The 25,787-nt window shown below is 69.6% G+C and carries 23 protein-coding genes; 6 read left to right on the top strand and 17 right to left on the bottom strand.

Annotated elements, in window-relative coordinates:
- The 3 genes from AB0I53_RS02970 to AB0I53_RS02960 are packed head-to-tail and all read right to left on the bottom strand — an operon-like array spanning position 1 to position 2,176.
- Positions 1–771: an MBL fold metallo-hydrolase gene (locus tag AB0I53_RS02970; RefSeq protein ID WP_358595486.1), complete on the bottom strand. Its 771-nt coding sequence runs from the start codon at positions 769–771 to the stop codon at positions 1–3.
- On the bottom strand, positions 768–1,583 hold the full coding sequence (gene murI / locus AB0I53_RS02965) for a glutamate racemase (RefSeq protein WP_358595483.1): 816 nt from the start codon (positions 1,581–1,583) through the stop codon (positions 768–770). The genes AB0I53_RS02970 and murI overlap by 4 nt, the downstream gene beginning before the upstream one ends.
- Positions 1,580–2,176, bottom strand: coding sequence for a rhomboid family intramembrane serine protease (locus AB0I53_RS02960; protein WP_358595682.1), 597 nt, complete (start codon positions 2,174–2,176; stop codon positions 1,580–1,582). Before AB0I53_RS02960 ends, murI begins: the two co-directional genes overlap by 4 nt.
- A 185-nt stretch (positions 2,177–2,361) precedes the next feature.
- On the opposite strand from AB0I53_RS02960, the gene AB0I53_RS02955 reads away from it, so the two are divergent.
- A complete protein-coding gene (locus AB0I53_RS02955) occupies positions 2,362–3,192 on the top strand; it encodes an SMP-30/gluconolactonase/LRE family protein (RefSeq protein ID WP_358595481.1) in 831 nt (276 codons plus the stop codon).
- 68 nt (positions 3,193–3,260) lie between these two features.
- Here the strand turns inward: AB0I53_RS02955 and AB0I53_RS02950 are convergent, their stop codons facing one another.
- The 5 genes from AB0I53_RS02950 to AB0I53_RS02930 form a co-directional block, all read right to left on the bottom strand.
- Positions 3,261–4,211: a cysteine synthase gene (locus AB0I53_RS02950; protein WP_358595478.1), complete on the bottom strand. Its 951-nt coding sequence runs from the start codon at positions 4,209–4,211 to the stop codon at positions 3,261–3,263.
- A gap of 229 nt (positions 4,212–4,440) precedes the next feature.
- Positions 4,441–4,719, bottom strand: a complete 279-nt coding sequence (locus AB0I53_RS02945; protein WP_358595476.1) for a MoaD/ThiS family protein — start codon at positions 4,717–4,719, stop codon at positions 4,441–4,443.
- A 69-nt stretch (positions 4,720–4,788) separates the two neighbouring features.
- On the bottom strand, positions 4,789–5,244 hold the full coding sequence (locus AB0I53_RS02940; protein WP_358595473.1) for a M67 family metallopeptidase: 456 nt from the start codon (positions 5,242–5,244) through the stop codon (positions 4,789–4,791).
- A gap of 98 nt (positions 5,245–5,342) precedes the next feature.
- Entirely contained in the window at positions 5,343–6,374 is a 1,032-nt protein-coding gene (locus AB0I53_RS02935) for a P1 family peptidase (protein WP_358595470.1), read from the bottom strand.
- Positions 6,375–6,911: 537 nt separating this feature from the next.
- Positions 6,912–7,826, bottom strand: coding sequence for an alpha/beta hydrolase (locus AB0I53_RS02930; protein ID WP_358595467.1), 915 nt, complete (start codon positions 7,824–7,826; stop codon positions 6,912–6,914).
- A gap of 481 nt (positions 7,827–8,307) precedes the next feature.
- On the opposite strand from AB0I53_RS02930, the gene AB0I53_RS02925 reads away from it, so the two are divergent.
- A complete protein-coding gene (locus AB0I53_RS02925) occupies positions 8,308–9,024 on the top strand; it encodes a YoaK family protein (RefSeq protein ID WP_358595464.1) in 717 nt (238 codons plus the stop codon).
- 200 nt (positions 9,025–9,224) lie between these two features.
- Positions 9,225–9,812 carry a hypothetical protein gene (locus tag AB0I53_RS02920; RefSeq protein WP_358595461.1) on the top strand — a complete coding sequence of 196 codons (588 nt, stop codon included), beginning with the start codon at positions 9,225–9,227 and terminating at the stop codon, positions 9,810–9,812.
- Positions 9,813–9,952: 140 nt separating this feature from the next.
- Here the strand turns inward: AB0I53_RS02920 and AB0I53_RS02915 are convergent, their stop codons facing one another.
- From AB0I53_RS02915 to AB0I53_RS02905, 3 genes are all read right to left on the bottom strand, one after another.
- Complete coding sequence (locus tag AB0I53_RS02915) at positions 9,953–11,218, bottom strand: amidohydrolase family protein (RefSeq protein ID WP_358595458.1); 1,266 nt, start codon at positions 11,216–11,218, stop codon at positions 9,953–9,955.
- 74 nt (positions 11,219–11,292) lie between these two features.
- The gene (locus AB0I53_RS02910; protein ID WP_358595680.1) at positions 11,293–12,429 is read right to left on the bottom strand and encodes an amidohydrolase; all 1,137 of its coding nucleotides are present in this window, start codon (positions 12,427–12,429) and stop codon (positions 11,293–11,295) included.
- 117 nt (positions 12,430–12,546) lie between these two features.
- On the bottom strand, positions 12,547–14,085 hold the full coding sequence (locus AB0I53_RS02905) for an AbgT family transporter (protein WP_358595455.1): 1,539 nt from the start codon (positions 14,083–14,085) through the stop codon (positions 12,547–12,549).
- A 118-nt stretch (positions 14,086–14,203) separates the two neighbouring features.
- Here AB0I53_RS02905 and AB0I53_RS02900 point away from each other — a divergent pair, with 118 nt between their 5' ends.
- The gene (locus tag AB0I53_RS02900; RefSeq protein WP_358595452.1) at positions 14,204–15,226 is read left to right on the top strand and encodes an AsnC family transcriptional regulator; all 1,023 of its coding nucleotides are present in this window, start codon (positions 14,204–14,206) and stop codon (positions 15,224–15,226) included.
- A 163-nt stretch (positions 15,227–15,389) separates the two neighbouring features.
- Positions 15,390–16,061, top strand: coding sequence for a DNA alkylation repair protein (locus AB0I53_RS02895; RefSeq protein ID WP_358595677.1), 672 nt, complete (start codon positions 15,390–15,392; stop codon positions 16,059–16,061).
- Positions 16,062–16,214: 153 nt separating this feature from the next.
- Here AB0I53_RS02895 and AB0I53_RS02890 read toward each other — a convergent pair whose 3' ends face one another.
- The 4 genes from AB0I53_RS02890 to AB0I53_RS02875 form a co-directional block, all read right to left on the bottom strand.
- Positions 16,215–16,928, bottom strand: coding sequence for a hypothetical protein (locus AB0I53_RS02890; RefSeq protein ID WP_358595449.1), 714 nt, complete (start codon positions 16,926–16,928; stop codon positions 16,215–16,217).
- A 170-nt stretch (positions 16,929–17,098) separates the two neighbouring features.
- The gene (locus AB0I53_RS02885; RefSeq protein WP_358595446.1) at positions 17,099–18,451 is read right to left on the bottom strand and encodes a DUF2252 domain-containing protein; all 1,353 of its coding nucleotides are present in this window, start codon (positions 18,449–18,451) and stop codon (positions 17,099–17,101) included.
- A 250-nt stretch (positions 18,452–18,701) separates the two neighbouring features.
- Entirely contained in the window at positions 18,702–19,877 is a 1,176-nt protein-coding gene (locus AB0I53_RS02880; RefSeq protein ID WP_358595443.1) for a S8 family serine peptidase, read from the bottom strand.
- Entirely contained in the window at positions 19,874–20,191 is a 318-nt protein-coding gene (locus AB0I53_RS02875; RefSeq protein WP_358595440.1) for a hypothetical protein, read from the bottom strand. Before AB0I53_RS02875 ends, AB0I53_RS02880 begins: the two co-directional genes overlap by 4 nt.
- 74 nt (positions 20,192–20,265) lie before the next feature.
- Between AB0I53_RS02875 and AB0I53_RS02870 the strand changes: the two genes are divergently transcribed.
- Positions 20,266–23,448 (top strand): right-handed parallel beta-helix repeat-containing protein, encoded by a 3,183-nt coding sequence (locus AB0I53_RS02870; RefSeq protein WP_358595437.1) that lies wholly within the window; start codon positions 20,266–20,268, stop codon positions 23,446–23,448.
- Positions 23,449–23,512: 64 nt separating this feature from the next.
- Here the strand turns inward: AB0I53_RS02870 and AB0I53_RS02865 are convergent, their stop codons facing one another.
- Both AB0I53_RS02865 and AB0I53_RS02860 read right to left on the bottom strand, forming a co-directional pair.
- Entirely contained in the window at positions 23,513–24,028 is a 516-nt protein-coding gene (locus tag AB0I53_RS02865; RefSeq protein WP_358595434.1) for a hypothetical protein, read from the bottom strand.
- 4 nt (positions 24,029–24,032) lie between these two features.
- On the bottom strand, positions 24,033–25,787 hold the full coding sequence (locus AB0I53_RS02860; protein WP_358595431.1) for a substrate-binding and VWA domain-containing protein: 1,755 nt from the start codon (positions 25,785–25,787) through the stop codon (positions 24,033–24,035).

Genomic DNA, 25,787 nt, shown 5'->3' with positions numbered 1-25,787 from the left:
CTAGACGTCGTAGGTGCGGTCGGCGGCGACGAGCTCGGTCGGGCCGTCGAACGCCGCCTTCGCCTCGGCGAGGATCTCCTCGCGATCCGCCCACGGCACGAGGTGCGTGAGCAGCAGGCGGCGGACTCGGGCCGTTTTCGCCACCTCCGCCGCCTGACGCCCGGACAGGTGCACGCCTTCCGGCGCGTCCGGGAAGTCCGCCCAGGACGCCTCCGACAGCAGCACGTCGGCGTCCGCGGCGAGCTCGGTCAGCTGCGGGCACGGCCCGGTGTCGCCGGTGTAGGCCAGCACCTTGCCCTCGGCCGCCACGCGAAATCCCCAGGCCTCGCACAGATGCGCCATCGGCACCGCCTGCACCTCGAACGGGCCGACGCGCACCGGCTCCGCGGCAATCGGGATGAAGTCGAACACATCCGACAGATCGGTTTCGGCGCGCTCCGCGGCGTTCGGCGCGTAGAGGGCCGCGAACCGCTCCGGGGCGTTCTCGGGCGCGATCACCGGTAACCGCCGCGCGGTCGCGTCGTACGGGGGCCTCGGGTGGTAGCGGCGCAGCACCGTCAGCGCGGCGAAGTCCGCGCAGTGGTCAGGGTGCAGGTGGCTGAGGAACAACGCGTCGAGCTGGAACGGGTCGACGAACCGCTGCATCGCGCCGAGCGTGCCGTTGCCGAGATCGAGCGCGATGCGCGTGCCGCCGGACTCCAGCAGGTATCCGGACGACGGCGAATCCGGGCCGGGAAAGCTGCCGGAACAACCGAGGATCGTCAGCTTCATGCGATGGAGCTTGACACGGTCAGCGGCCGAACGGCATCGGCCACCACGGCCGGACCGAGGAAGCGAGCCGCCAACCGGGCAAACCTCTCCGGCGCGCCGGTGGCGCGGAACTCGTGCTCGGGCACCGTCTCCGGGTCGGCGAGCAGGTCGTTCTCGGTGAGCGCCCGCAGCACGTCCTTGGCCGTTTCCTCCGCGCTGGAGACCAGCGTCACATGATCGCCCATCGCGAGCTGCAGCACGCCGGTGAGCATCGGATAGTGCGTGCAGCCGAGCACCAGGGTGTCGACGTCGGCCTGCTGCAACGGGTCCAGGTAGCTCTGCGCTAGGCCGAGGATCTGCCGGCCGCTGGTGATGCCGCGCTCGACGAACTCCACGAAGCGCGGGCACGCGACCGTGGTGAGCGTGATGTCCCGGGCTGCGGTGAACGCGTCGTCGTAGGCGCGGGACTGGATGGTGGCCTTGGTGCCGATCACGCCGACGCGGCCGTTGCGGGTCGTCGCCACCGCCCGCCGCACCGCGGGCAAGACCACCTCGACCACCGGGATCTCGTAGCGCTCCCGGGCGTCGCGCAGGCAGGCCGCCGACGCGGTGTTGCAGGCGATCACCAGCATCTTCACGCCCTCGTCGACCAGCGAGTCGGTGATCGCGAGGGTGCGGGCGCGGATCTCGGCCAGCGGCATCGGGCCGTACGGGGCGTTGGCGGTGTCGCCGACGTAGTGCACCGTTTCGCCCGGCAACTGGTCCATGACCGCGCGGGTCACGGTCAGTCCACCGAGGCCGGAGTCGAAGATCCCGATCGGGGCGTCAGTCACTCGGCCAGTTTGCCAGGCGCGGGCTCGGCGCCCTGCCGACGAGTGCTGCGCGCCACCAGCCAGGCCGCGAGCACGCCGCCCAGCGCGCCGAACAGGTGCCCCTCCCAGGAGATTCCGGGCTGGCCAGGCAGCACGCCCCACAACATGCCGCCCCAGTAGAAGAACAGCACCACCGCGACCAGGATCTGCGCGAAGCTGCGCTGGAAGAAGCCGCGCATCAGCAGGAACACCATCCAGCCGAAGATCACGCCGGACGCGCCGACGTGCACGCCGGACGCGCCGACCAGCCAGGTGCCGATGCCGCCGACGATCCAGACCGTCGCGGTCACCACGATGAACTGCCGCAGCCCACCGGCCAGCACCAACCAGCCGAGCACCAGGAACGGCAACGTGTTCGCCCACAGGTGTCCCCAGCCGGCATGCAGCAGCGGCGCCCACAGGATGCCGTCCAGGCCGTCGACGTCTCGCGGCTCGATGCCGTAGCCGTCGAGGTGCGCAACAGGGTTCGCGACGTCGTAGAACTCGATGCCGTAGAGCGCCGCGACGGCGATGAGCATGCCCACCGCGGCGCGCAGCGGATTCTGGGGCAGCACTCGCGCCCGGCGGCGTTCAGGCAGTCGGTTCACACCAACGAGGCTACGCGGCGGAGTCCCTCCAGGTCTCGGGGATAACCCTGGTTTTCGCCGTTGACCGCACTTCACCGGGGCCGAACCATGATCAACAAGAGGTGCCCCGGTAAGGTTCCGGATCGGTGTGTTCGTCCCCCGAAAGGTGACTTGTGCAATCCCAGGTCGACATCGCGGTACCCGCGCAGGCGCGGTCCGGACAGGCACCGACCTGGGACGTCGGCACCGACACGCTGCTCTGGACCGACGCGCCCGCCCACACCGCGCACCGCTACGTCCCAGGGCAAACCGATCACGTGATGGGGCTGCCGCAGCAGGTCGGCGGCGCGAAACCGCGCAGCCGCGGCGGGCTGGTGCTGCACCTGGCCGAAGGCATCGCCCTGTTCGACGCCGGCGGCGAGCAGCGCACGTGGCTGGCCTACTGGGCGCGCGACGGCGTCGAAGCCGGGGCGACGATGATCGACAGCAAGGGCCGGTTGTGGGCGACGACGGTGGGCACCGGGGGCTGGCTGGCCCGCGTGACGGCGGACGGCGCGGCGAGCATCGTGCTGCCGGACCTGGTCGCCGGGCACGGCATCGGCTGGAGCCCGGACGACACCCGGATGTACCTGTCGGACGGCGCGGCACGGCGCATCGACGTGCTGGATTTCGACCTCGTCGCCGGCACGGCCGGCGACCGCCGAGCGCTCTGCGACGTTGACGGCGAACCCGGCGGACTGTGCGTCGACGACGCGGGCAGGGTCTGGGTCGCCGTGCGCGACCGGGGCGAAATCCACTGCTACAGCCCGGAAGGCGAGCTGGAGCGGACGATCCCGCTGCCGGCCCGGCGCCCGACGGACTGCTGCTTCGGCGGCCCGGACCTCACCGACCTCTACGTCACCACGGCCCGCGACGGCCTCCCGGACCCGGCCGAGGAGGACGGAGCCCTGCTGGTCCTGCCGAACATCGGCACCGGCACCCGCCCCTTCGCCTTCACCGGCTGATCCCGTTCGTGAGTGTTCGTTCCGGTAAGAACCGGAACGAACACTCACGAGCACGTGATTTCCGGGGCCTACGCCCAGAGTTGGCCTTCGAGGCGTTGGGCCGCTTCGTCGATGGTGCCGCTGTAGGCGCCCGTCGAGAGGTACTTCCAGCCCGCGTCCGCCACGATGAACGCGATGTCCGCCGATTCTCCTTCTGCCGCAGCCTTTTCCGCGATCGTCAGCGCCGCGTGCAGCACGCCGCCGGTGGAGATCCCGGCGAAGATGCCCTCGCTCTCAAGCAGCTGGCGGGTGCGGCGCAGCGCGTCGTAGGAGCCGACCGAGAACCGGCGGGTCAGCACGTCCGGGTCGTACAGCTCCGGAACGAAGCCCTCGTCGAGGTTGCGCAGGCCGTAGACCAGTTCGCCGTAGCGCGGTTCGGCCGCGACGATCTGCACGTCCGGCTTCTGCCCGCGCAGGTACCGGCCCACCCCGACCAGGGTGCCGGTGGTGCCCAGCCCGGCTACGAAGTGCGTCACCGTCGGCAGGTCGCGCAGGATCTCCGGGCCGGTGGTGCGGAAGTGCGCCTCGGCGTTGGCCGGGTTGCCGTACTGGTAGAGCATCACCCAGTCCGGGTTCTGCTCGGCCAGCTCCTTGGCCACCGCCACCGCCTGGTTCGAGCCGCCCGCCGCGGGCGAGGAGATGATCCGCGCCCCGTAGGCCTGCAGCAGCTGGCGGCGTTCCTCCGAGGTGTTCTCCGGCATCACGCAGACCAGGCCGTAGCCCTTGAGCTTGGCCGCCATCGCCAGTGAGATCCCGGTGTTGCCGGAGGTCGGCTCCAGGATGGTGCAGCCGTGGGTGAGCCGGCCTTCCTTCTCGGCCGCTTCGATCATGGCCAGCGCCGCCCGGTCCTTGATCGAACCGGTCGGGTTGCGGTCCTCCAGCTTGGCCCACAGCCGGACGTCCGGCGCCGGTGACAGGTGGGGCAGTCCCACCAGCGGGGTGTCACCGAGCGCGTCCAGCAAAGAGTCGTAACGAGCCACGGTGCGTCTCCTCCTCACCCTCTACGCGCAGAGAAATGCCTTTCGTTCTTAAGCGGCGCAGCCGCTTAGCCCACCCTCGCAACCGGCACCGCCGCGGGTTCTCAGAGGTCTTCTCGCGAGGACAGCCCCGACGCGACGTGGACATACGTGTGTCGGGGATCCCGCAGCGAGAAGGCCTCTGAGGTTCCGCCACCTGCACCGCTACGCAAAGCGGGTCCAAGAAAGGCTTTTAGCGCATGCCGCCTGCGACGGCCGGGAGGATGGTGACGCTGTCGCCGTCGGCGACCTTGGCCTCCAGGCCGCCCGCGAAGCGGACGTCCTCGTCGTTGACGTAGACGTTGACGAAGCGGTGCAGATTGCCTTCCTTGACCAGGCGGTCCTTCAGGCCGTTGAAGTTGGTGTCGAGGTCGTTGATCACCTCGGCCACGGTGTTGCCCTTCGCCTCGACCGACTTCTCGCCACCGGTGTGGGTGCGCAGGATGGTCGGGATCGAAACCTTGACTGCCATTGGGGAACCTCCTGTCCACGAAGGACTTCGTTGGGATCGGGACGCGAACACTGGTGGGCGAGCCGCGGCTCAGTCGAGGTCTGGAACCTCGTCGGCACCGGTGTGGGCGAACATGTACGACTCCACGACCTCCACCGGCTCCTCGGTCACCTGACCGTCGAGGATCCGGTAGGAACGCAGCTCATGGGTCTTCGGGTCCCGGGTGGACACGAGCACGTAGTGCGCGTTGGGCTCCGAGGCGTAGGAGACGTCCGTGCGCGATGGGTACGCCTCGGTCGAGGTGTGCGAGTGGTAGATGACCACCGGCTCCTCGTCTCGTGCGTCCATCTCGCGCCACACCTTCAGCTGTTCGGCGGAGTCGAACCGGTAGAAGGTGGGCGAGCGCTCGGCGTTGATCATCTCGATCAGGCGCGTCGGGCGGTCCGACCCTTCCGGGCCGGAAATCACGCCGCACGCCTCGTCCGGGTGGTCCCGTCGGGCATGCGCGACCATCGCATCGACCAGGTCGCGTCGGATCACCAGCACAGCAACCATCCTAGTAGGTGAGGCACCGGCCTCCCACGATGTGGAAGATCCCGCTACCGGTGCGGCTTCGTCGGGCGAAAACGCAGGTACACGATGATTCATTCCCGCGCCGAGGGGTAGAGCCGCGTGTAGGAAGTCACCTCATCGACCGGTTCGGCGGCCAGCACGCCGCGCACGATCGCCCGCGCGACGACATCGGCCGCGACCGCGCACACCGCGTCCAGCCGCGCCGCCCAGTCCGGCTCGCCCGGGGCGGGCAGGGCCGCGCCGGTGCCGGTGGCCAGCGCGAACATCGTGTCGCCGTCGACCAGGAGGTGCGCGGGCCGGACGGTGCGGGCCAGCCCGTCCTGCGCGGCGACCGCCAGCCGCTGGCACTCGGCCTTCGAAAGCTTCAGGTCGGTCGCGACCACGCCGATCGTGGTGTTCAGCGGCCGCTCGATCGGGCCGTGCCGCCCGGGCCGCTTCCCGAACAGCCGCCGGCCCGCTTCGACCTCGGCGGGATCGGGTGGGCGCAGGCCGGGCGTCGGGATCCACGGCAGCCCGGTGTCGGGGTCGATCGCCGAGCCGGCCGCGTTGACCGCCACCAAGGCGCCGACCGTGGTGCCGTCGTCCAGCACGGCGCTGGCCGTGCCGATGCCGCCCTTCACCGTCCCCACGACCGCGCCGGTGCCCGCGCCGACGTTGCCCTGCCGGGCTTCGGTGCGGGTCGCGTTCTCGCAGGCCCGGTGGCCGAACCCGGCGTCGGGCCGGTTGCCCCAGTCGCTCATCGGCACGTCGAAGATCACCGCGCCCGGCACCACCGGAACCACGTGCGACGGATCGGCGCCGACCCGCACGCCGTGCCCGCGCTCGCCGAGCCAGCGCATCACGCCGTCGGCCGCCGCCAGGCCGTAGGCGCTGCCGCCGGTGAGGACCACGCCGTGCACCTGCTGCACCAGGTGGCTCGGTTCGAGCACGTCCGTTTCGCGGGTTCCCGGGCCGCCGCCGCGCACGTCCACCGCCGCCGTCGCGCCCTCCGGCACCAGGACCACGCTGGTGCCGGTGGCCCAGTTCTCGTCGAGCCGCTGTTCGTGCCCGACCCGCACTCCGTCGACGTCGACGATCGCGTCGAGCCCTCCCGATCGCAGCATTCCTACAGGCTCCTTCCGTCCGGGGCCGTGGGTGGTTTTTGGGGGGGTTATCGGGCCAAAAAGAGGACGGCCCCGGGGGCGCCAGACACCTGGACGCCGCCGGGGGGACGGCGCCCCGGGTGGCCCGCGCATCGATCGGGTTTTCGTTATTGGGGGGGTGGGCGGCTACCCCCCCGCCACCGCAGACGCCCAGGACGCCGATGTGGTCGGCGTCGATGTAGTCCAGGGTCAGCAGGTGGTCCACCGCGCACCGGAAGTCCTCGACCCGGGTGGCCGGGTCTTCGAGGTACCGCGGTTCGCCGCCGCTGTCGCCCTGGTGCGAGGCGTCGAACGCGAGGGTCACGTAGCCCAGCCTGGTGAGCCGGTCGGCGTAGATGTTGCCGGCGGTCTGTTCCTTGCAGCTGCTGATCGGGTGGGCGCAGATGATCGCCGGGTACTTCTTCGACCCGTCGAAGCCCTCCGGGAGCCGGAGGTCTGCTGCCACGTCCCAGGTCCGGTTCTTGAATCGCACCGATTCCATTTTCTGGTCTCCTCAGATCAGGCGGTCAGGTTGTCGCCGAAGAACTCGCCGAGCTTGGCCACGGCCGGGCTGACGTACTCGTCCTCGTCGTAGAGGGCGACGTGGGTGGCGCCGTCGATGACGAACAGTTCCTTGGGCTCGTTGGCCTTCTCGATGGCCTCGCGGCTGAAGTAGCCGGTGTCCGCTTCGGAGCCGATGATCATCAGCAGCGGGCGTGGCGAGATGAGCTCGATCATCGCGTACGAGTCGTACTGGGCGATCTGGTCGATGCTGCGCAGCGGCCATTCGTTGGTGGAGTTGCAGTGCCCGCCCCGTGAAGTGCGGTAGTAGTCCTGGGCTTCGCGGTACAGGGTGGGGGCGTTCTCCAGGCCCTCGGGGCTTTCGGGAGCCCAGTTCTGCACGGCCGGGGCCTCGCCGCGGGCCTCGGCGGTGCGCAGGGCGCCGGCCTGGTCGAGCATGGCCTGCAGGACCTCCGGGCCCTGGGTGCGGCCGAGCCCCTCGACCAGCAGGCTGCGGATGTCGACGGCGCTGACGGTGGCGACCGCCTTGATGCGGTGGTCGGTCTGGGCGGCGAACGGGACGTAACCACCGGAGGCGCAGATGCCCAGGGCGCCGATGCGGGCGGGATCGATGTCGTCGCGGGTGGTCAGGTAGGTCACCGCGGCCCGGACGTCCTCGGCGCGCTGGAACGGGTTCTCCAAGCCGCGCGGAGTGCCTTCGCTCTCGCCCTGGTAGGCGGCGTCGAAGACGAGGGCGGCGTAGCCGGCCCGGGCCAGGTGCTCTGCGTAGATGCTGGCGGTCTGCTCCTTGACGCCGCCGCCGGGGTGGGAGACGACGACGGCCGGCAGCGGAGCGCCCGTGTGGTCGTCCGGGGTGAACACAAGGCCGGCGAGGGCGAGGCCGGCGCTGGGGAAGGTGACGTTCGTCTTCATCTACTTCGCGTCTTCTTTCGCAGGATCAAGATTGGAATTGCGGAAATGGAATTCCTGCAATTCCTGTCGGCCGGGAAGTCCCCTCGGCCACGTCATCAAGACTCACACGCGTTCTGCACTGCTGCAATGGAAGTTCTCATCCCCGGACACGGCTATCCAGGGATGGAACTGACCCCCGCTCTCAAGTTGCGATCTCCGCGACACGTGTTCCACGAGCGGCATCAGCACACCAAACCCGAATATGGCACAGCGCCGACAACTGATCGCTGGATTCGCCGGTCGCAATCGGCCGCCATTCCGGTGTGGGCGGGCGGGAGCCGGCCGGTGGCGGTACACAGGGGGACTGACCCGGAACTTCGCTTCCCGGAGGGTGGTGCGCCGTGAAGGTCGGTGTGGGCTGCGACGGTGCTTTCGTCGATCGAGCGCGGCGGGGTGCGCCGCGGCGATCCAGCCGCGCGGGCGCAGCGGCGGAGGGGCTGTTTTGAGCGCTGCCCGGAATGAGGACGGAATTCCGTCGTTGGGTGCGATGACGGTGGTGCTGGCATTCGGTGCCGGAGCCGTGGACGTCGCGAGCTTCACCCGGCTCGGAGATGTGTTCAGCAGTGTGATGACCGGCAATCTGGTGCTGCTCGGTCTTGCGATCGCGAGCGCTTCTGCTCCGCTGGCAGTGCACGCACTCGTCGCTTTCGCGGGCTACGTCGCGGGTGTGGCGGCGGGTAGCCGCATCACCGGGTCGCCGCCTCCGCACGGCCCGCTCTGGCCGGTGCGGGTCACCGCGGTCCTGCTGGTCGAAGCGGTCGTGCTCGCCGGGTTCGCCGGTGGCTGGGTCGCCACCGGCGCGCGGCCGAGTGGGGCCTGGCAGCTCGGACTGCTGGTGCTGGCATCGGTCGGGATGGGGCTGCAGAGCGCGGCGATGCGCGGGCTGGGGAGCCGGACGAAGGTGTCCACGACGTACCTGACCGGCACGTTGACCGGCGTGGTCGCGGGGCTCGCGACCGGCGACCGGCCGAGGTCGTTCGACGTGCGGGGAACGGCGATCCTGCTGGCGGTGGTGGCCGGCGCCGCATCGGGCGGGATCGCGATGCTCGTGGTGCCGTGGGCGTTGCCGCTGCTACCACTGGCGGCCCTGGCGGTGGTCATTGGCACCGCCACGTTCCACCACCGCGCCGTCCGGCGATCCAGCCGCGCGGGAAAGTGACGTAGACCGTCCGATTGGTGTCCACAGTGGTCTGTCGTCGGGATCGCCGCACCAAGCACGACCTATGTCACCGGTAGAGATCGATTCGAATACACCGCGGAACCGTAGAGCGCGGTCGCACCGGCGAGTGGCCGGGCATTCATGGGCAGACAGCCCCTCCCCGTGCGAGGCGGGCGGGTGGTCACGGCAGAATCCGGGTCGTGACGACGAAACGCCTTCTGGAACGGCAAGAAAGCATCAGCAGTGAAGCTCACCAGGTAGCCGCCGAACTCGACCTGATGGCGATCCTCGGCGCGGTCGGTGAGCCGGTGCGGGTCGGCAGCTCGGCGCTGGGGGTCATGGTGCGGCGGGATCTCGATGTCACCGTCGTCTGCCGGGAACTGGACCGGGCCGCTCACCTGGCCGTCGCGCGCATCGGTGCGGATCTCGCCGTGCTGGAACGGGTTCGGGAGGTCCGGTTCCGCGACGACACCGGGATGTGGAACACCGATCCCCGCTACCCGGACGGCCTGTACCTTGGCGTGTCCTACCGCGCGCTGGACGGGGCGGACTGGACGCTGGACATCTGGTTCGTCGACCGCCCCGACCGGCAGCCGGACCTCGAACACCTGCGCACCCTCGCGCCGCGGCTCGACGACGACCACCGCGCCCTGGTGCTGGCCATCAAGGAAGAACTCGCGAGTCGACCGGCCGACGGCGTTGCCAGCTACGAGGTGTACCGCGCCGTGCTGGACCACGGCGTGACCACCGCGGCGGAATTCGACAGCTGGCGAGAAGACCAGGAATGACCGCGGCTTCGCTGCACCAGCTTGTCACGCGGTTCCGGCGTTTTCGCTGTCCACTGTCTCTTATGGACTTGATCAAGAGGTGCCGACGAAGTGCCCGCCGACACGGCGCAGGAGCGCAGGTCGGCGGGCCTCGTCGAACGTCACGCGGCCATGTCGGCCGCTGTGGCGGTGGTGAGGTCCTTGACGACCGCACCGTCCTTGATGACCAGTTCGATGGCATCCGGGTCGGCGAGGGCGGCGATGTCGGTCAGCGGGCCGACCGACACGGCCACCAGGTCGGCGATCTTGCCGGCCTCTAGGGTGCCGAGTTCGCCGGCGAGTCCTAGCAGCCGGGCCGCGTTGGCGGTGCCGGCGACGATGGCGTCCGTCGGGGACATTCCCAGGTCCACCATGTGCGCCAGTTCGAGCAGGTTGCGCGCGTGCGGGCAGACGCCGGCGTCGGTGCCGAGCGCGACCTCGACCCCGGCCTGGACGGCCCTGGCGAGGTTCTCGCGGGCGATCTCCGACCACCGCACCTTCTTCTCGTACAGGTACGGCGGCACGAGCGCCGGATCCGGTACCCGCAGGGCCGCGCTGAGCGTCGGAACCAGGAAGGTGCCCTTCTCGAGCATCAGTTCAATGCCCTCGTCGTCGATCTCGTAGCCGTGCTCGACGCTGTCGACGCCGCCACGGATCGCCGCCAGGATGCCGGCGGTGCCCTGCGCGTGCGCGGCGATCTGGCGGGGCCGCGAGTGGCGGTCGAGCTCGGCTCGGATCAGCGCGATCTGGTGTTCGGTGATCCCGAGGTCGTCCGGCTGGTCGGTCGGGCTCGACACTCCGCCGGTGGTGCAGACCTTGATGACGTCGGCGCCGGAGCGGATCAGGGTGCGCACCGTGGTGAGCACTTCCTCGTCGGTATCGGCCACGCAGAGGCTTGGAACGTTCACCAGCGGCATGACCTTGCCGTTGGGCAGGGTCAGGTCGGCGTGGCCACCGGTCGGCGAGATCACCTGGACCGCGATCCGGGCTCGGGGGCCGGTGATCAGCCCGTCGTTCAGGGCGCGCTGCAGCCCGTGGTCGAGTCCGCCGAGGTCGCGGATGGTGGTGATGCCGGCGTCGAGCGTCCGGCGCAGCCGCTGGGCGGTCTTGAGCGTCGCGTAGCTTCCGGCGTCGGACACCACGTTCCGCGCGTTCTCCTCGACCGCGATGGTGGCGTGCACGTGGGTGTCGAAGAAGCCGGGCAGCACGGTGCGGCCACCCCCGTCGACCGTCCGGACCGGACCGGTCTCGGCGGCCTGCTCGCGCCGGGGACCGACGTAGGTCAACCGCCCATCCGTCGCAACGACCTCGCCGTTCTCCACGGGGGACCCGCCGGTGCCGTCGATGATGCGCACGTTGGTCAACCGGATCGTTCCGCCGTGACTCATAGTTCCTCGCTCTCTCGTTGGATTCGTTCGGCAGGAGACCTGAAACTGCGGGGCAGCACTGGTCGATTCGCCGATCACTCCTGGGCGAACGCGTTCTTCGCCTGCTGCAGCAGATCCGGCGTGGTCAGCAGCTGGATCGTCGTGGTGGCCAGCAGCGTCGCTCCGTCCAAGACGACCCGGTCGCCGGCTTCGGTTCCGGCCGCCTCGGCGGCTTCGTGGGTGTGCATGGTGACGCCGGGGACCAGCTCGAGGAGCGGATGCGCCGATGGCACCATCTGGCTGACGTTGCCCATGTCGGTCGAGCCCCCGGCGCGGTTCGGCAGTTCCGCGCCGGGCTCCCGGCCCATCGCGACGAGCGTGCCGGTGATGAGTTCGGCGAGCACGGCGTTGCTGCGCATGGCGGCGTAGGCGGGTGCGGACCGGCGGATCTCGACCTCGGTTCCGGTGGCCAGCGCGGCTCCCCGTGCGCAGTCGTGGACCGCGGGGACCAGTCGATCGGTGAGGTAGCGGGTGTCGGGGGAGCGGACGAAGGCCTTGATCGCTGCCCGCTCCGGGATGATGTTGGGCGCCTGCCCGCCGTCGGTGATGATCGCGTGGACGCGGGATTCCGGGCGGATCTGCTGGCGCAACAGGCCGATGGCGTTGAGCGCGAGCGTGGCGGCGTCCAGGGCGTTGCGTCCCTCGTGGGGAGTGTCGGCGGCGTGCGCGGGGACGCCGGTGAACACGAATTCCACGGCCTCGCGCGCCAACGAGGGCATGTGGACGCGGTTCCCACCGGTCGGGTGGACCATCATGGCGGCGTCCACATCGGACAGCACGCCCGCCTCGATCAGATAGGCCTTGCCGCCACCGCCTTCCTCGCCGGGGCTGCCGACCGCGAGGATTCGCGCAGCGACGTCCGGGTGCTCGGCCAGCCAGCGCTTCGCGGCGATCGCGGCTCCGAGGCCGGCCGCGGCGATCGTGTTGTGCCCGCAACCATGCCCCAGGCCCTCCAACGCGTCGTACTCCAGGAAGATCGCGATCGTCGGCAGGTGGCCGTCGTGGTCGCCGGCGTTGGTGAACTCCGCGACGAACGCGGTGTCCAGATCAGCGACCCGCTCCCGGACGTCGAACCCGTGCGCGCGCAGCGAGTCGCAGAGCAGCTTGGCGGCGTGGTGCTCGGTGAAACGAATCTCGGGCTGTTCGTGGATCCGGTGGCTGACGTCGAGGATCTCCGTTCGCAGCCCCTCGACCAGGCCGGTGATGGTGTCGAGCAGGGCGGTGCCGGAATTCTGGGTGGACAGGGCTTCCTCCTGGATGAGCGATTTTCCGATGTTGGGAGTGGCAGGTCAGCGTCCGATGTGGAACGTCTCGCCCGGCCCGATGGGGATGCCGAGCGCTGTCCACACGATGAAGAACAGCAGCCAGCTGGCGTAGAACGCGGCCGTGTAAGGCAGCATGAGCGAGAACAGCGTGCCCAGGCGCGCTTTCTTGTCGTAGCGCTGGATGAAGCCGAGCAGGATGGCGATGTACGGACTCAGCGGCACCATCATGTTGGTCGAGGAGTCCGCGATGCGGTAGGCGGCCTGGACGTAAGCCGGGTTGACGCCCTGGAGCATGAACATCGGCACGAACGTCGGCGCCTCCAGCGACCACAACGCCGATCCGCTGGCGATGACCAGGCTCAGCGCGGCGGTGAGCAGGCTGAAGCCGACCAGCCCGAGGATGCCGCCGATGCCGAGGGACTTCAGCAGCGCGGCACCGTGGACGGCCAGCAGCAGCCCGAGGTTGGACCAGGTGAACCAGGCGATCGCCTGGGCCGCGACGAAGATCAGCACGAGGAAGCCGGAGAGCTCCTTGATCGACTTGCTCATCAGCGCGGGGATGTCGGAGGTGCTGGTGATCGTGCGGGCGGTGACGCCGTAGGCGATGGCAGTGCTGACGAAGAACATCAGCAGGATCGGCACGATCCCTTCCAGCAGCGGGGACTTGAGCAGGCCACCGGTTTCCGGATTGCGGAGCGGGGAACCGGGTAAAGCGGTGACGATCGCGACCGCGAGCACGTACAGCACGGCGGTGATCCCGGCGTTGCGCAGGGCTTTGCCGTTCAGCGTGGGCTCCGCGGCCGGGCTTTCGGCGTCGTCGTCCGGATCGGGGACGTAGGTGCCCAGCCGGGGCTCGATGATCTTCTCCGTGACGATCGTGCCGACGATCGCGAGCATGACCGCCGATGCGGGCATGAAGAAGTAGTTCGCCAGCGGCGACACGGTGGTTCCGGGGGCGACGATCCCGGCGGCAGCGGTGGTGATGCCGGACAGCAGCACATCGGTACTGGTGATCACGAAGTTCGCCGTGAACGCCGCGCCGGTGGCGGCGAAGCCGGCGGCCAGCCCGGCCAGCGGATGCCGGCCCATCTTGAGGAAGACCATCGCCGCGAGCGGCGGAACGATGAGCGCCGAGGCGTCCGAGGCCAGGTGGCTGATGATGCCGACCAGCATCACCGTGAGCGTCACGTACCGGGGCTTCACGCCGGCGAGTGCCTTGCGCAGGACCGCCTCGATGAGCCCGACTTGCTGGGCGAGGCCGATGCCGAGCATGAGCACCACGACCAGCGGCAGCGGTGGGAAACTCACGAAGTTCTCCAGCGCGCTGGTCACCACGTAGGTCAGGCCCTCGCCGGAGAGGATGCTGTGGATCACGACCTGCTTGCCGGTCCCCGGGTGCACCACCGACGCCCCGAACCAGCTGGCCACCGCCGACAACGCCGCGATCAAGATCGACAGGTACACGAACAGCATGAACGGGTGCGGCAACGCGTTGCCGATCCGCTCCACGACGTTCAACGTCGTTGCCAACGCCCTGCCGCCGGCCCCTGGCTTCGTTCTCAACTTGGTCCTCGCCACTGAGTCCCCTAGTGCTTATGGGTGGTCGTTCGTGCGCACATCCTGGGTACTGTTTTCGGCTGACCGGGCTAAGATGCGTGAAAATGGTTTCTAGGAAGATCGAATGCGAGAAGTTGTCAATCTCGACGAGCTGGATCTGGATCTGATCAGTGCCCTGCAGATCGCTCCGCGTGCTCCGTGGGCGCTGGTCGGCGAGGTGCTGCAGGTCGACGCGGCAACCGCGGCCCGGCGCTGGGAGCGCCTGAGCGAGGCCGGGGCGGTCTGGCTGACCTGCTATCCCGGCCCGTGCTACCCGGATCCGGTCTGCATGGCCTTCATCGAGGTCGACTGCGCCCAGGGGCAGGCGCTGGCGGTGGCCGAACAGGCCTCGCATTTGTCGGCCGTGGTCACCGCGGAGCACGTCACCGGCGGCCGTGATCTGTACTTCACGGTGATGGTCGGCGATCTCGGCGAGCTGACCGAGTTCCTGCTCGGTGACCTGCAGCGGATCCCGGGCGCGCAGACCACCCGGGTGCAGGTCGTCACGGAGCTGTACGCCCAGGGCGGGGACTGGAACCTCGGCGGGCTCGATGCCGCTCAGCAGGAGCGGATCAGGCGCTCGCGGCCCAGCAGCACGGGATTCTCGATCCAAGCGCTTCGGCCGGTCGACCGAAACCTGGTGCGGTTGTTGGCGAAATCGCCGCGCGCGTCGTACACGGATCTCGCCAAGGAGGCGGGAATCAGCGTCAGCACGGCGCGCCGCCGTGTCGACGCGCTGCTGGCGTCCGGGATGGTCGGCATGCGCTGTGAGGTGTCCCGGGTGCTCGCCGAGGTTCCGATGTCGGCCACGGTCTGGGCGAACGTGCCGCCCGCCGACCTGTCCAACGCCGCCGCGCTGATCGCATCGCTGCCCGAAACGAGGGCGTGCGCCGGGATCACCGGCGGCGCGGCGAACCTCCTGTTCAGCGTCTGGCTCCGCAGGCCGAAAGAACTCCAGCTCATCGAGCGCCGACTCGCCGACCTGTCCCCGCAACTGAGCATCGTGGACCGAGCCCTCTGCCTCCGCCACGTGAAGCGCGCGGGGCGACTGCTGCACGACGGCGACCTCGCCGGCGACATGGTCCCGCTGGCCATGTGGAACGACTGACGACAGGCGAAACGGACCACTCCGTGATCGACATCGCGCTACTCGCGACAGGATTGAGGAACGTCCCTTCGGCGTTGGCCGGAGTGCGGTGCGGCGCGCATTTGGCGAGGCGGGAGCGTTCAGTCGTAGGGTGACATTCATGCGCGACGGACAGGAGGCTGAGGTGGCCGGGACGACGGTGGCGGAGGTGATGGCCGAGCTGGCCGTGCTCGAGGACCCGAAGATTCGCGCGGTGAACGAGAAGCACGGTGACGATCACGGCGTGAACCTCGGCAAGCTACGCGCGCTCGCGAAGCAGCTCAAGACGCAGCAGGATCTCGCGCGCGAGCTCTGGGCGACGGGTGACACCGCGGCGAGGCTCCTGGCGATCCTGATCTGTCGTCCGAAGGCGTTCGAGCGCGACGAGCTGGACACCATGCTGCGCGAGGCGCGTACCCCCAAGGTGCACGACTGGCTCGTGAACTACGTGGTGAAGAAGAACCCGTGCTCCGAAGAGCTGCGCCTCGCCTGGTTCGAGGATCCGGATCCAGTGGTCGCGAGCGCCGGATGGGCGCTGACCGCCGAGCGGGTGGCGAAGAAGCCCGAGGGCCTCGACCTCGCGGGATTGCTCGATGTCATCGAGGCGGAGATGAAGGACGCCCCGGATCGTCTGCAGTGGGCGATGAACAACTGCCTGGCTCAGATCGGGATTCAGCACGCCGAGCTCCGCGCCCGCGCGATCGACATCGGCGAGCGCCTGGAAGTGCTCAAGGACTACCCGACACCCCCGAACTGCACGTCTCCGTTCGCGCCCGTCTGGATCGCCGAGATGGTGCGCCGTCAGCACGAGAAATAGCGAGATCCCGCCACGGGTTCGCGGGCCCCGGGCGACGAGCTTGCGGTGCGGAACGTGACCTTCGTCCGCGCAGACCACCGAAAGCCGTCACACACCGCAACCGTCGCGTTGCGGAGACGACCTCGCTGACGCCAAGCAGTCCCGCAACGGTGGTCAGGCGGTGATCTGCTGGGTTGGAGAGTCCGGGGCCGTCAGGCTTGCGCTGACGGTTCGCTGCAGGTTCCGGTGCGCGTTGTTCAGCTCGTGGCGCAGGCCCAGGATCTGCTTGGTCAGGGCGTCGTTCTCGGCGAGCGTGCTCGTTTCGACCGCGCGCAGCAGCACGCCGAGGTGGCCGTGCAGGCGTTGGTGCACGTCGGCGAACGTGACGAACTGCTGCTGCACCTCCAGCGGCGGAGACGTGCGGGCCACCGCCTTGATCATCGTTTCTTGCCAGCGCCTGGAGGTTTGGCGGTAGTACCGTTCGGCGGCGACGCGGTGGTGCGGGGCCACGTGGGTGTCCAGGGCGCTGCGGATCAGTTCCTGGCCGGTGTCGACGAGCTCCCGGGCGACCGTGGTCACCGCGTAGGCCCATTCCCATTGTTCCGTCTGGGTGCTGGCCTGGCGCTCCTGCCGCGCCTCGTCGAGTTGCCGGTCGGCCAGCTTGACCTGTTCCCAGGCGCGTTCGGCCTGTGCGCGTGCGGCTTGGGCAGCTCCCGCCGCCTTGGCGGCGTTGCCTTCGGAGGCCGTCGCCAGTCGGCGCATCACCTCCGCTCGTTCCAGCGCTTCGCGGGCCGCGCGGCGGGCCAGCCAGAGCTGCCAGCCTGCGAGCCCGACGGCCACGATCGCCAGGCCGGCGGAGATCCACGTGGCGAGCTCAGCTATCAGCATGAGCCCAGACCCTGGCACACCTGCGCCGATCGGTGTTCCAGGTGAGCGAAAATTCACGGTTGCTCACGCAGCGCGTGGGTTGACTTACCCAGCGTGCTGTGCCTGCCGCGGCCCCGGCTGCCCGCGGCAAACGCAGGGTGGCCAGTGGGCTACCGAGTGGTTGAGGTGGGTCAGTCGTCGACGGCGGTGGACTTGACACCGCCGATCTCGCCGTTTCGGAACGCCTCGACGAACAGGCGGTGGTCGTCGCGCACCACGTCGGCGTAGCGGAGCGCGAATTCGGCCAGCCAAGCGGTGAAGTCCTTCTCCCGCCCGCCGACCGCCGCCGTGATCGCGTCCTCGGTCTGGAACTGCACCAGCTGGGTGTCGGATTGGGCGTCCGAGACGCAGTGGACCTTGGCGATCGCCCGCCCCAGGTAGTCCAGCACCGGGAGAATCTCCTCGGGCTCGGTCAGTTCCTGCCAGTCCAGGTCCTCTTCGTACGGGGACAGTTCGTCGACGACGTAACCGACCCCGTCGATCTCGGCGTAGCCCAGCAGCGGATCCGCGTGCGCCTGCAGGGCGCGCTGGGACACCGCGGTGCGGTGGCCGTGGTGGAGGAAGTAGTCGCGGATGCGCTCGTCGGTCACGACGCGCGAGGGCGCGGCAACGTTGCCCTGCTTCATCGACAGCACGATGTCGTTCTCGAGCGCCTCCGTCCGCCCCTCGATGAGGATGTTGTACGCGGGCAGGCCCGCGCTGCCGATGCCGAACCCGCTCCTGCCGACCACGTCCTTGATGGTGTAGGCGACATCGCGCATCCGGGCCTCGGGCGGAATCGTGCCGAGGTACTGCTGGAATGCCGCCTCGACCTTCTCGCGCTCCGCGGCGCCGATCCGGCGGACTCCGCCGGCGTCGCGGAAACGCCGGTCGTACCCCTCGGGCTCGGTCATCCGGTCCAGCATGGCGGCCCGGTTGCTCAGCCGCGTCTGCTGCAGCAGTTCGTGGATCGTTCCCTCGGTGGTCGCCAGCCGCAGCGAGTACTGCGAGTCGCTGTTGCCCTCGGCGAAGATCCGCACCTGGTCCAGATAGGACGCCGCAGCGCGCTCGACGAACGCGACGATGTCGTCGTCGGGCAGGGCCTTGCTCCACCCCAGCAGGGCCAGGCTGGCTGCGAATCGCTGCAGGTCCCAGGTGAAGTGCCCGAGGTAGGCCTCGTCGAAGTCGTTGACGTCGAAGACCAGGACACCGGAGCCGTCCATGTAGGTGCCGAAGTTCTGCGCGTGCAGGTCGCCTTGGATCCACACCCGGCTGGTGCGCTCGTCCGCCCACGGATCGGGCAAGCGGATCACATCGGCGTAGAACAGGCAGGCGCTGCCGCGGTAGAAGGCGAACGGGTCCGCGGCCATCTTCCGGAACTTCGTCCGGAATGCCGACGGATCGCGTTCCATCAATTCGGAGAACGTGCCCACCAGGGTTTCGACGATCCAGCTCCTGCGCTCCGCAGGGGCGTCCGCCTCGAGGAGGCGCTCGAATTCAGCCATGGCACACCCTCCGTGCATCTGTCGCCGACCGCAAGCCTAGACCGGCGCGTGGGAGCGCGAACATGCCCTGATTTCGGTAGATTCGACTGGGAAGTCCCATTTGGTCACGGGTGTTCACTTGCGTACCAAGCGTTTTCGGCAATCCATCGTGCGGAAGGAAACGCGACACCTGCCGGTCACCTGGGAGCGGCGCTGTGCCGCGCTCGCCGAACGAGCACGGCCGGCTACCGCGAGTGCCGGGCCAGCCGGGTCAGGAGCGCGCTGGCTGGCCGTCCTTCGGCGGCGCGTTCCAGGCCGATCGCCAGCCTCGCTTGCGGGCGCGCCGGACGAGCGCGGCCGCGATCGCGCCGGTCAGCATCGCCGCGCCCACCACGGTCGTCACCACCAGCGCCACCGCGTTGGGTAGCGGGTCGACCACGGGAACAGATGGGAGCTGGACGCTCGGTGCTCGGACGGGCATCGGCTGTTCCCCGGATTCGGCGGGCAGCACCGTTGTGACCGCGGCATGCGGATTGACCACTCCGTAGCCGCGCTGCGGATCGGGCAGCGCCGTCGACGGGTGGTCCGCGGTCGACTCCAGGCGGTGCCGGACCTCCGCGGGCGAGAGGTCGCGGTGGTAGTCGCGCACCAGCGCGGCGGCACCGGCGACGAACCCGACGCCGATGCCTCCCGCGGAGGCGACGAGGTGCCCGGCACCGGCGGGACCGATGCTGACGACGTTCTTGCCCGGCGCCACCAGCGAGGGGCGCACCGCCGACGTGATCGGTGATCCTTGTTCGTCGATGCCCGCGACCGCGAGCGCCTCCGGGAAACCGGCCGGATACGGGATCGCGTCCTTTCCGGCATCCGCGTCGGCGGCGGCGACGACCAGCGCGTCGCGGGAGAGGGCGTAGGTCACCGCGGCTCGCAGGTCCGGCGCCGCGACCGGCGTGCCGACCGTGACCGCGATGACCCGGGCGCCCGAATCGGCGGCCTGCCGGATGCCCGCGGCCAGCCTGCCCGGGTCGACCTTCGACGCATCGTCGGTCACCCGGATCGGCAGGATCTGCGCTCCCGGCGCGATCCCGGTGAATCCGGTTCCGGGCATCGGGTGGGCCGCGATCACCCCGGCTATGAACGTGTCGCGGCCGGAGCAGTCGTTGTCGGCCGGTCCCGCCCCGGCCAGGTTCTGTCCGGAGTGGACGGACCCGGCCAGGGCCGGGCTCGCGGCGCTGACGCCGGTCCCGACGACGGCGACGATCGTCGATTCACCGCGGCTGAAACCCCACACGCGCTCCGGGGCCAGCCGCTGCAGGGACCATCCCGCCGCCTGGCTCACCTTGTCGGCGGGCGGGGCGCACTGCTGCTGCGCGGCCAGCGGCGGTGCGACCCAGGCGAGCGCCGACACCACGAGCGCTGTTGTCACCGCAAGGGCTCGGCCCCTCATGCCCGGCTCCCGATCTCCGCCGCCGCACCGCGCGGTTCGAGCCAGCCGGTCTGCAGCAGCGTCGCGCTCCGGCGGGTCACCAGATGCGCGCGCCCGGCGGGCAACTGCTGCGGGCGCATCCCGTTCAGCAGCGGCATTTCCGTCGGCGGGCAGGACAGCGCCAGGTCCGGCGTGTTGGACTCCTGCATGCGCCGCACCACGGAATCCATCGACAACCGGGACGACCCGGCCGCGCTGCGGGCCAGGATGACGTGCAGGCCGATGTCGGTGGCCTGCGGGAGCAGGTCCAGCAGGGCGTCCAGCGGTCCGCCCATGCCGGAGGCCAGCAGGTCGTAGTCGTCGACGAGGATGAACCCGGATCGAGTCCAGCGGCGACCCGACGATCGTGATGGCCGCCGAAACGGCGGTCCTGTCCGGGCTCACCATCGTCCACAGTGGTCTCGAAACCTCCGCGATCGATCTGCCCACCGGGCGGCTGCGGCTGGAGGAGTGCCGCGTCGAGGCGGCGTCCGCGGCGGCGTTATACGCGCACGGGCAGGTGGAAGGCAGCGCCACGGGCTGCGAGTTCACCAACCCGGTCGGCGCCGGTGTGATCGCGGTGGACGGTGCGCAGGGCCAGTTCACCGGCTGCGAGCTCAGCGGCTTCAAGTCCGCCGCGGTGGTGATCCGCACGGGCGCGAGCCCGCAGTTCGTCGACTGCACGATCGTCGACATCGAAGGCAGCGCCGTGCTGGCCGCCGAGCGTGCGCAAGGCGCGGTGCGCGACTGCCGGATCATGCGGGCCGGCAGCCCGGCCGTGGTCGTCGAGGGCCGCAGCGCGTTGCGGGTCACCGGAACCACGATCGCCGAAACCAATGGCGTGGGATTGCTGGTCGCATCGCAGTCCACGCCGCTGATCGAGAACTGCCGGATCGATTCCCCCGTCTCGCAGGGCCTGGTGCTGATGCAGCAGGCCGAGCCCGAAGTTCGCGGTCTGCAGGTCCACAAGCCCGGCGGGTACGGCGTGCACGTGGTGGAGCGGTCGGGCGGAACCTTCGCCGAATGCTCGGTTTCGGAGCCGCACGACGCGGGCGTGTGGATCTCCGACTCGGCCCCGTCCTTCGCCGACCTGACCGTGAGCGGCTCCGGTGGACAGGCGGTGGTCGTCACCGACAACGGCAAGGCCTCCTTCCGCGACCTCAGCCTGCGGCGAGCAGGTGGGTCCGCGATGGAGATCCGGTCCGCGACGGCGACCATCAACGGCGGCACCGTGACCGAACCGGCAGCCGACGGTGTGCTGCTGCTCGAGAAGGCGCGCCTGGAAGTCGATGACGTCGTGATTTCGGGCGCCGCGGGGAACGGCGTCAAGATTTCGGCGGAGGCGTCGGCGGATCTGCGCGACGTCACCGTGTCCGACAGCGGCGAGATCAACGTGCTGGTGTCGGACGGCCAGGCTGTCCTGCGCGGCTGCGAGCTCTCGGCGGCGGGGCAGCAAGGGCTGTTGGCCTCCGGTGCTTCCTCGATCGCCTTGGAGCGGAGCAGGATCCGGGATTCCGAAGGCAGCGGCCTGGAATGGTCGGCCGGTTCCTCCGGCGTGCTGGACAGTTGCGAGATCTTCGGCAACGGAGCCGACGGCGTCACCGTCGGCTCCACCGAGTCCATCACCGTCCGCGACTGCCTCACCCGGGACAACGGCGGCGCCGGGGTTCGGGTGCTCGTCCGGCGGGACAACCTGCGGGTCAACGCCCTCACCAGCAGGCAGAACGGGGACCCGGAAAGCGACGACTCGTCCGCGGCCGAACCCGCAGCGCCCACCGAACCGCAGCAGTTCGGCAGCTCGCGGACACCGCAGGAACCGTCCGGCCCGGAGAAGCCGGCGTCCACCGCGGACGCGCCGGTCAAGCGGAGTTCCGAGGGACCGCTCGGCGACCTGCTCGGCGAGCTGGACGCGCTGGTCGGGCTCACCGACGTCAAGCGCGAGGTGGAGGTGCTGACCCGGCTGGAGCAGATGGCCGAGAAGCGGGCGGCGGTCGGCCTGCCGATGCCGCCGATGAGCAGGCACCTGGTGTTCGCCGGCGCGCCCGGTACGGGCAAGACCACCGTCGCCCGGCTCTACGGCAAGATCCTGGCGGAGCTGGGGGTGCTGCGCACCGGCCAGCTCATCGAGGTGGGCCGCGCCGACCTCGTGGCCAGCATCGTCGGCGGCACGGCGCTGAAGACGACCGAGTGCTTCGAGAAGGCGTTGGGCGGCGTGCTGTTCATCGACGAGGCCTACACCCTGTCGGCGGCCGGTGGTGGCGGCCCGGACTTCGGGCAGGAAGCGGTCGACACCCTGGTCAAGCTGATGGAGGACCACCGCGACGACGTCGTGGTGATCGTCGCCGGTTACACCCTCGAGATGCGCAAGTTCCTGGCCACCAACCCGGGGCTCGGCTCCCGGTTCTCCCGCACGATCGAGTTCGCCGACTACTCCTCGGCGGAACTGGTCACGATCGTCGAGGGTATGTGCCGGTCGAACGACTACCGGCTGGAGTTCGAGACGAAGGAGGCGGTGCTGTCCTACTTCGACAAGCTGCCGCGCGACGAGTCCTTCGGCAACGGTCGAACCGCCAGGAAGGTCTTCGAGGAGATGATCGGGCGCCAGGCGTACCGGCTGGCCGACGATCCGGAGCTGAACCCCGTCGCGATGACCCGGCTGCTTCCGGAGGACATCGGCGCGCTGCCCGGCAGCGGCGTCGGGGCCGGCGCGGCGAACGCCGACCTGGCCAAGGTGGACCACCTGCTCAACAAGCTGCACCAGATGGTCGGGCTCGGCGACGTCAAGCAGGAGGTCGGCAACATGGTCGACCTGCTCGCCTCGGCGCGGCAGCGCCAGGCCGCCGGCCTGCCGGTGCCGTCGTTGAGCAGGCACCTGATCTTCGGCGGCCCGCCCGGCACCGGCAAGACGACCATCGCCCGGCTCTACGGCGAAATCCTCGCCGCGCTGGGGATCCTGGCGCGCGGCCAGGTGGTCGAGGTCGGCCGCGCGGACCTGGTGGGCGAATACATCGGACACACGGCGCACCGGACGACCGAGGCGTTCGACCGGGCGCGCGGCGGCGTGCTGTTCATCGACGAGGCCTACACGCTGTCCGTGAAGCGATCCTCGGGCGGGGACTTCGGGCAGGAGGCGATCGACACCCTCGTGAAGCTGATGGAGGACCACCGCGACGAGGTGGTGGTGGTCGCGGCCGGGTACGAGGAGCAGATGGAGGAGTTCCTGGCGGCCAACCCGGGCCTGTCCTCCCGGTTCTCCCAGCGGGTCAGGTTCGCCGACTACAGCAACGACGAGCTGGTCACCATCGTCACCCAGCACGCCGCGTCGGCGGGCTACGAGTGCACCGGCCCGACCGTCGCGGCGCTGCGCTCGCACTTCGTTGCCGCGCAGCGCGGCCCGTCGTTCGGCAACGGCCGGTATGCGCGGCAGGTGATGGACGCGGCGGTGACCCGGCACGCCAAGCGGCTGCGGTTGACCGCGTCGCCGACGCTGGAGGACCTCTGCCTGCTGCTGCCGGAGGACGTGCCCGCCGCGGGCGAGGTCGCCAGCGGCTGAGCTGCCGGGATGCGACGTGGCGAACGGGCCGGCTCTGCGCGAGCGGAGCCGGCCCGTTCGCTGTTCACGAGTTCCGGGGGAGTTTCTGGAGTTCTCCCTCGAGTTCTTCGCGGGCCGTCCGGAGGTGCCTCACCAGCACGTCCCACCCGACCGCTTGTTCCGGGGCGTGCTTGCGCGTCTCGACGAAGTCGACGATCGTGCGCAGCCGCTTCGCCGCCTCCGCTCGCGCGGAGTCGTCTTCGACGAACTGCATGGCCCGCTCGCACTGGAACTTCAGGATCACGATGTCACCGGCCAGCTCGACGGCCTGGTCGGCGTGCCCGCGGGCGTTGTCGCCGGCGTTCCTCGCCCAGACGCGGACCCGTTCCTCGATGTCGAACTCGGTGTGGTCCGGCCGGGGCGGGGCCGGCGTGCGCTTGCGCCACGTGGCGATCAGGAACACCACGACGGCGATCGCCGGTCCGGTGACCGCCGCCAGCCACGGCCACGGCCACCACAGCGCGAAGATCCCGCCCAGCAATCCGAAGATGACCGCCTCGGCGACCGCCACCCGATCGCGGAACCGCTCTGGAAACGGCATGTGCTCACCCGAAGTTCCGGAAGACGCGTTCAAACGTCTGGTCGATGTCCAGGGGATTGGTCGTGTCGTTGTACGTGGCCTTGGTGATCCTGGAAATCTCCTGCAGCGTTTTGATGTTCTCATCCCCCGACCGTCCATAGGGGATGGTGAAGATGGGGATCGTCGTTTCCCGGATCCGCGGGTCGAGCTTCGCCAGCAGTGCCGGTGCGCCGCCGGCGTAGGGCTCGGTGTTCGCGCCGTCGCTGAGCAGCACGATCGCGTTGATGCGATCCGGGTTCGCATCTCTCGTCATCGTCTGGTACGCCTCATCGATCGCCTGGTACAACGCCGTTTCCCCGACCGCCGTCAGACCCTGGATCTTGGCCTTGAGCTCCTCGCGCACGTCACCGACGCGGGAGACCGGCACCACCTTGATGACGGACGGGTTCGACGAGAACGTCCACAGGCCCACCTCGTCGTCGACGTTGAGCAGATCCAGCGCCCGCTGGGCCGCCGGGATCATCAGCTGCAGCTTCGACGGATCCTGGTTCGTGTCCGGGTCGTTGACGGATTCCTTCATGGACCCCGAGAGGTCGAGCAGCAGCAGCACGCGTGCCTTGCGGCGCACGTTCTGCCAGCTCTCCAGCATCGCCGCCAGCAACTGGCCGTCGGGCGGCGGCACGAAGTTCAGCTGCTGATCGGCCGGCACGTGAAGGGTTCGCCTGAGCTGATCGGTCGGCCGCGTCGCGTCGTCGAGGGGGCGGAAGCCGAGGTCGGCGAAGCGCTTCTGCTGGTCGGGCTCGATCAGGAACCGGTAGAAGTCCTCCGCGATGGCCCGCTGTTCACCGGTCGCCGCCGACATGACGACGAAAGGATGATCGAGCTCCAGCGTCCCGTCCCGCGGGTGCACCGCGCGCAGCGGATTCTTCGGGCCCTGGCTGTTGATCTGACCGGGGTCACCGGTCGGCGCGCCGAGGTTGTAGACGTAAGCCATCTGCTCCTGGATCACGACGGCGTCGAGGTACGGCCGGTAAGCCGGGTCGTTGCTGTCCCAGCGCTGTTCCTGGTCGTAGATCGTCTGCATGTACTGCACGGCCTCGTCGCCGTAGTTGGACACCGACAGCTCGATGTCGCGCACGAACTGCTGAACCTCGACGGCGTTCAGCCGTTCCCGGGTCAACTCGCCCGGTGCCGCGTTGTAGGTGACGACCGTGGCGGCCAAGCCGGAGGTCGAGGTCTCGGCGTTGTCCCTGCCGAGGATGAAGTCGTCCCAGTCCGGCTTTCCGTAGTTGGACCAACCGGACTGGGCCAGCTGGAGCACGTCGGCCCACGTGCTGAGCGGCCTGTTGCGCTGTTCGAGCGCCGCGGCCACCGACCCCGGCATGGCGATGACCAGCGTGCTCCTGGTGATCGACCGGGCGCCCGGCACCAGCAGGTCGCCGTGGCCCTCGTGTTCGAGCAGCCGCAACCACATCGATGACGTCGGCAGCCACACCTCCGGCGGTTTCGCGCCCTCGGCGAGCAGGTTCTTCATCTTCCCCGAGGTGAGCGCGCTCATTTCCACGCGCGCGCACAGATCGCCCACCGCGCGGTGCGCGTCGTTGTACTTCTTGATGAGTTCCGCCATGAGGGCGGCCTTCTCCGACGACGAGCTGACGCGGATGGTCTCCGTCCGGCTGCATCCGGTCGAGGTGGACAGCGAAATGGCGCCGGCCGCGCCGGCCAGCGCGACACCGGCGATCCCGCCGAGCACGTGACGTCGCTGAACGAGTCGAGCCAC

Origin of the sequence: Saccharopolyspora sp. NPDC050389 (genome assembly GCF_040655595.1) — a bacterium.
Classification (GTDB): Bacteria; Actinomycetota; Actinomycetes; order Mycobacteriales; family Pseudonocardiaceae; genus Saccharopolyspora.
Note: the sequence above shows the minus strand (reverse complement) of the source record. Positions and strands in the feature narration are given on the sequence as shown.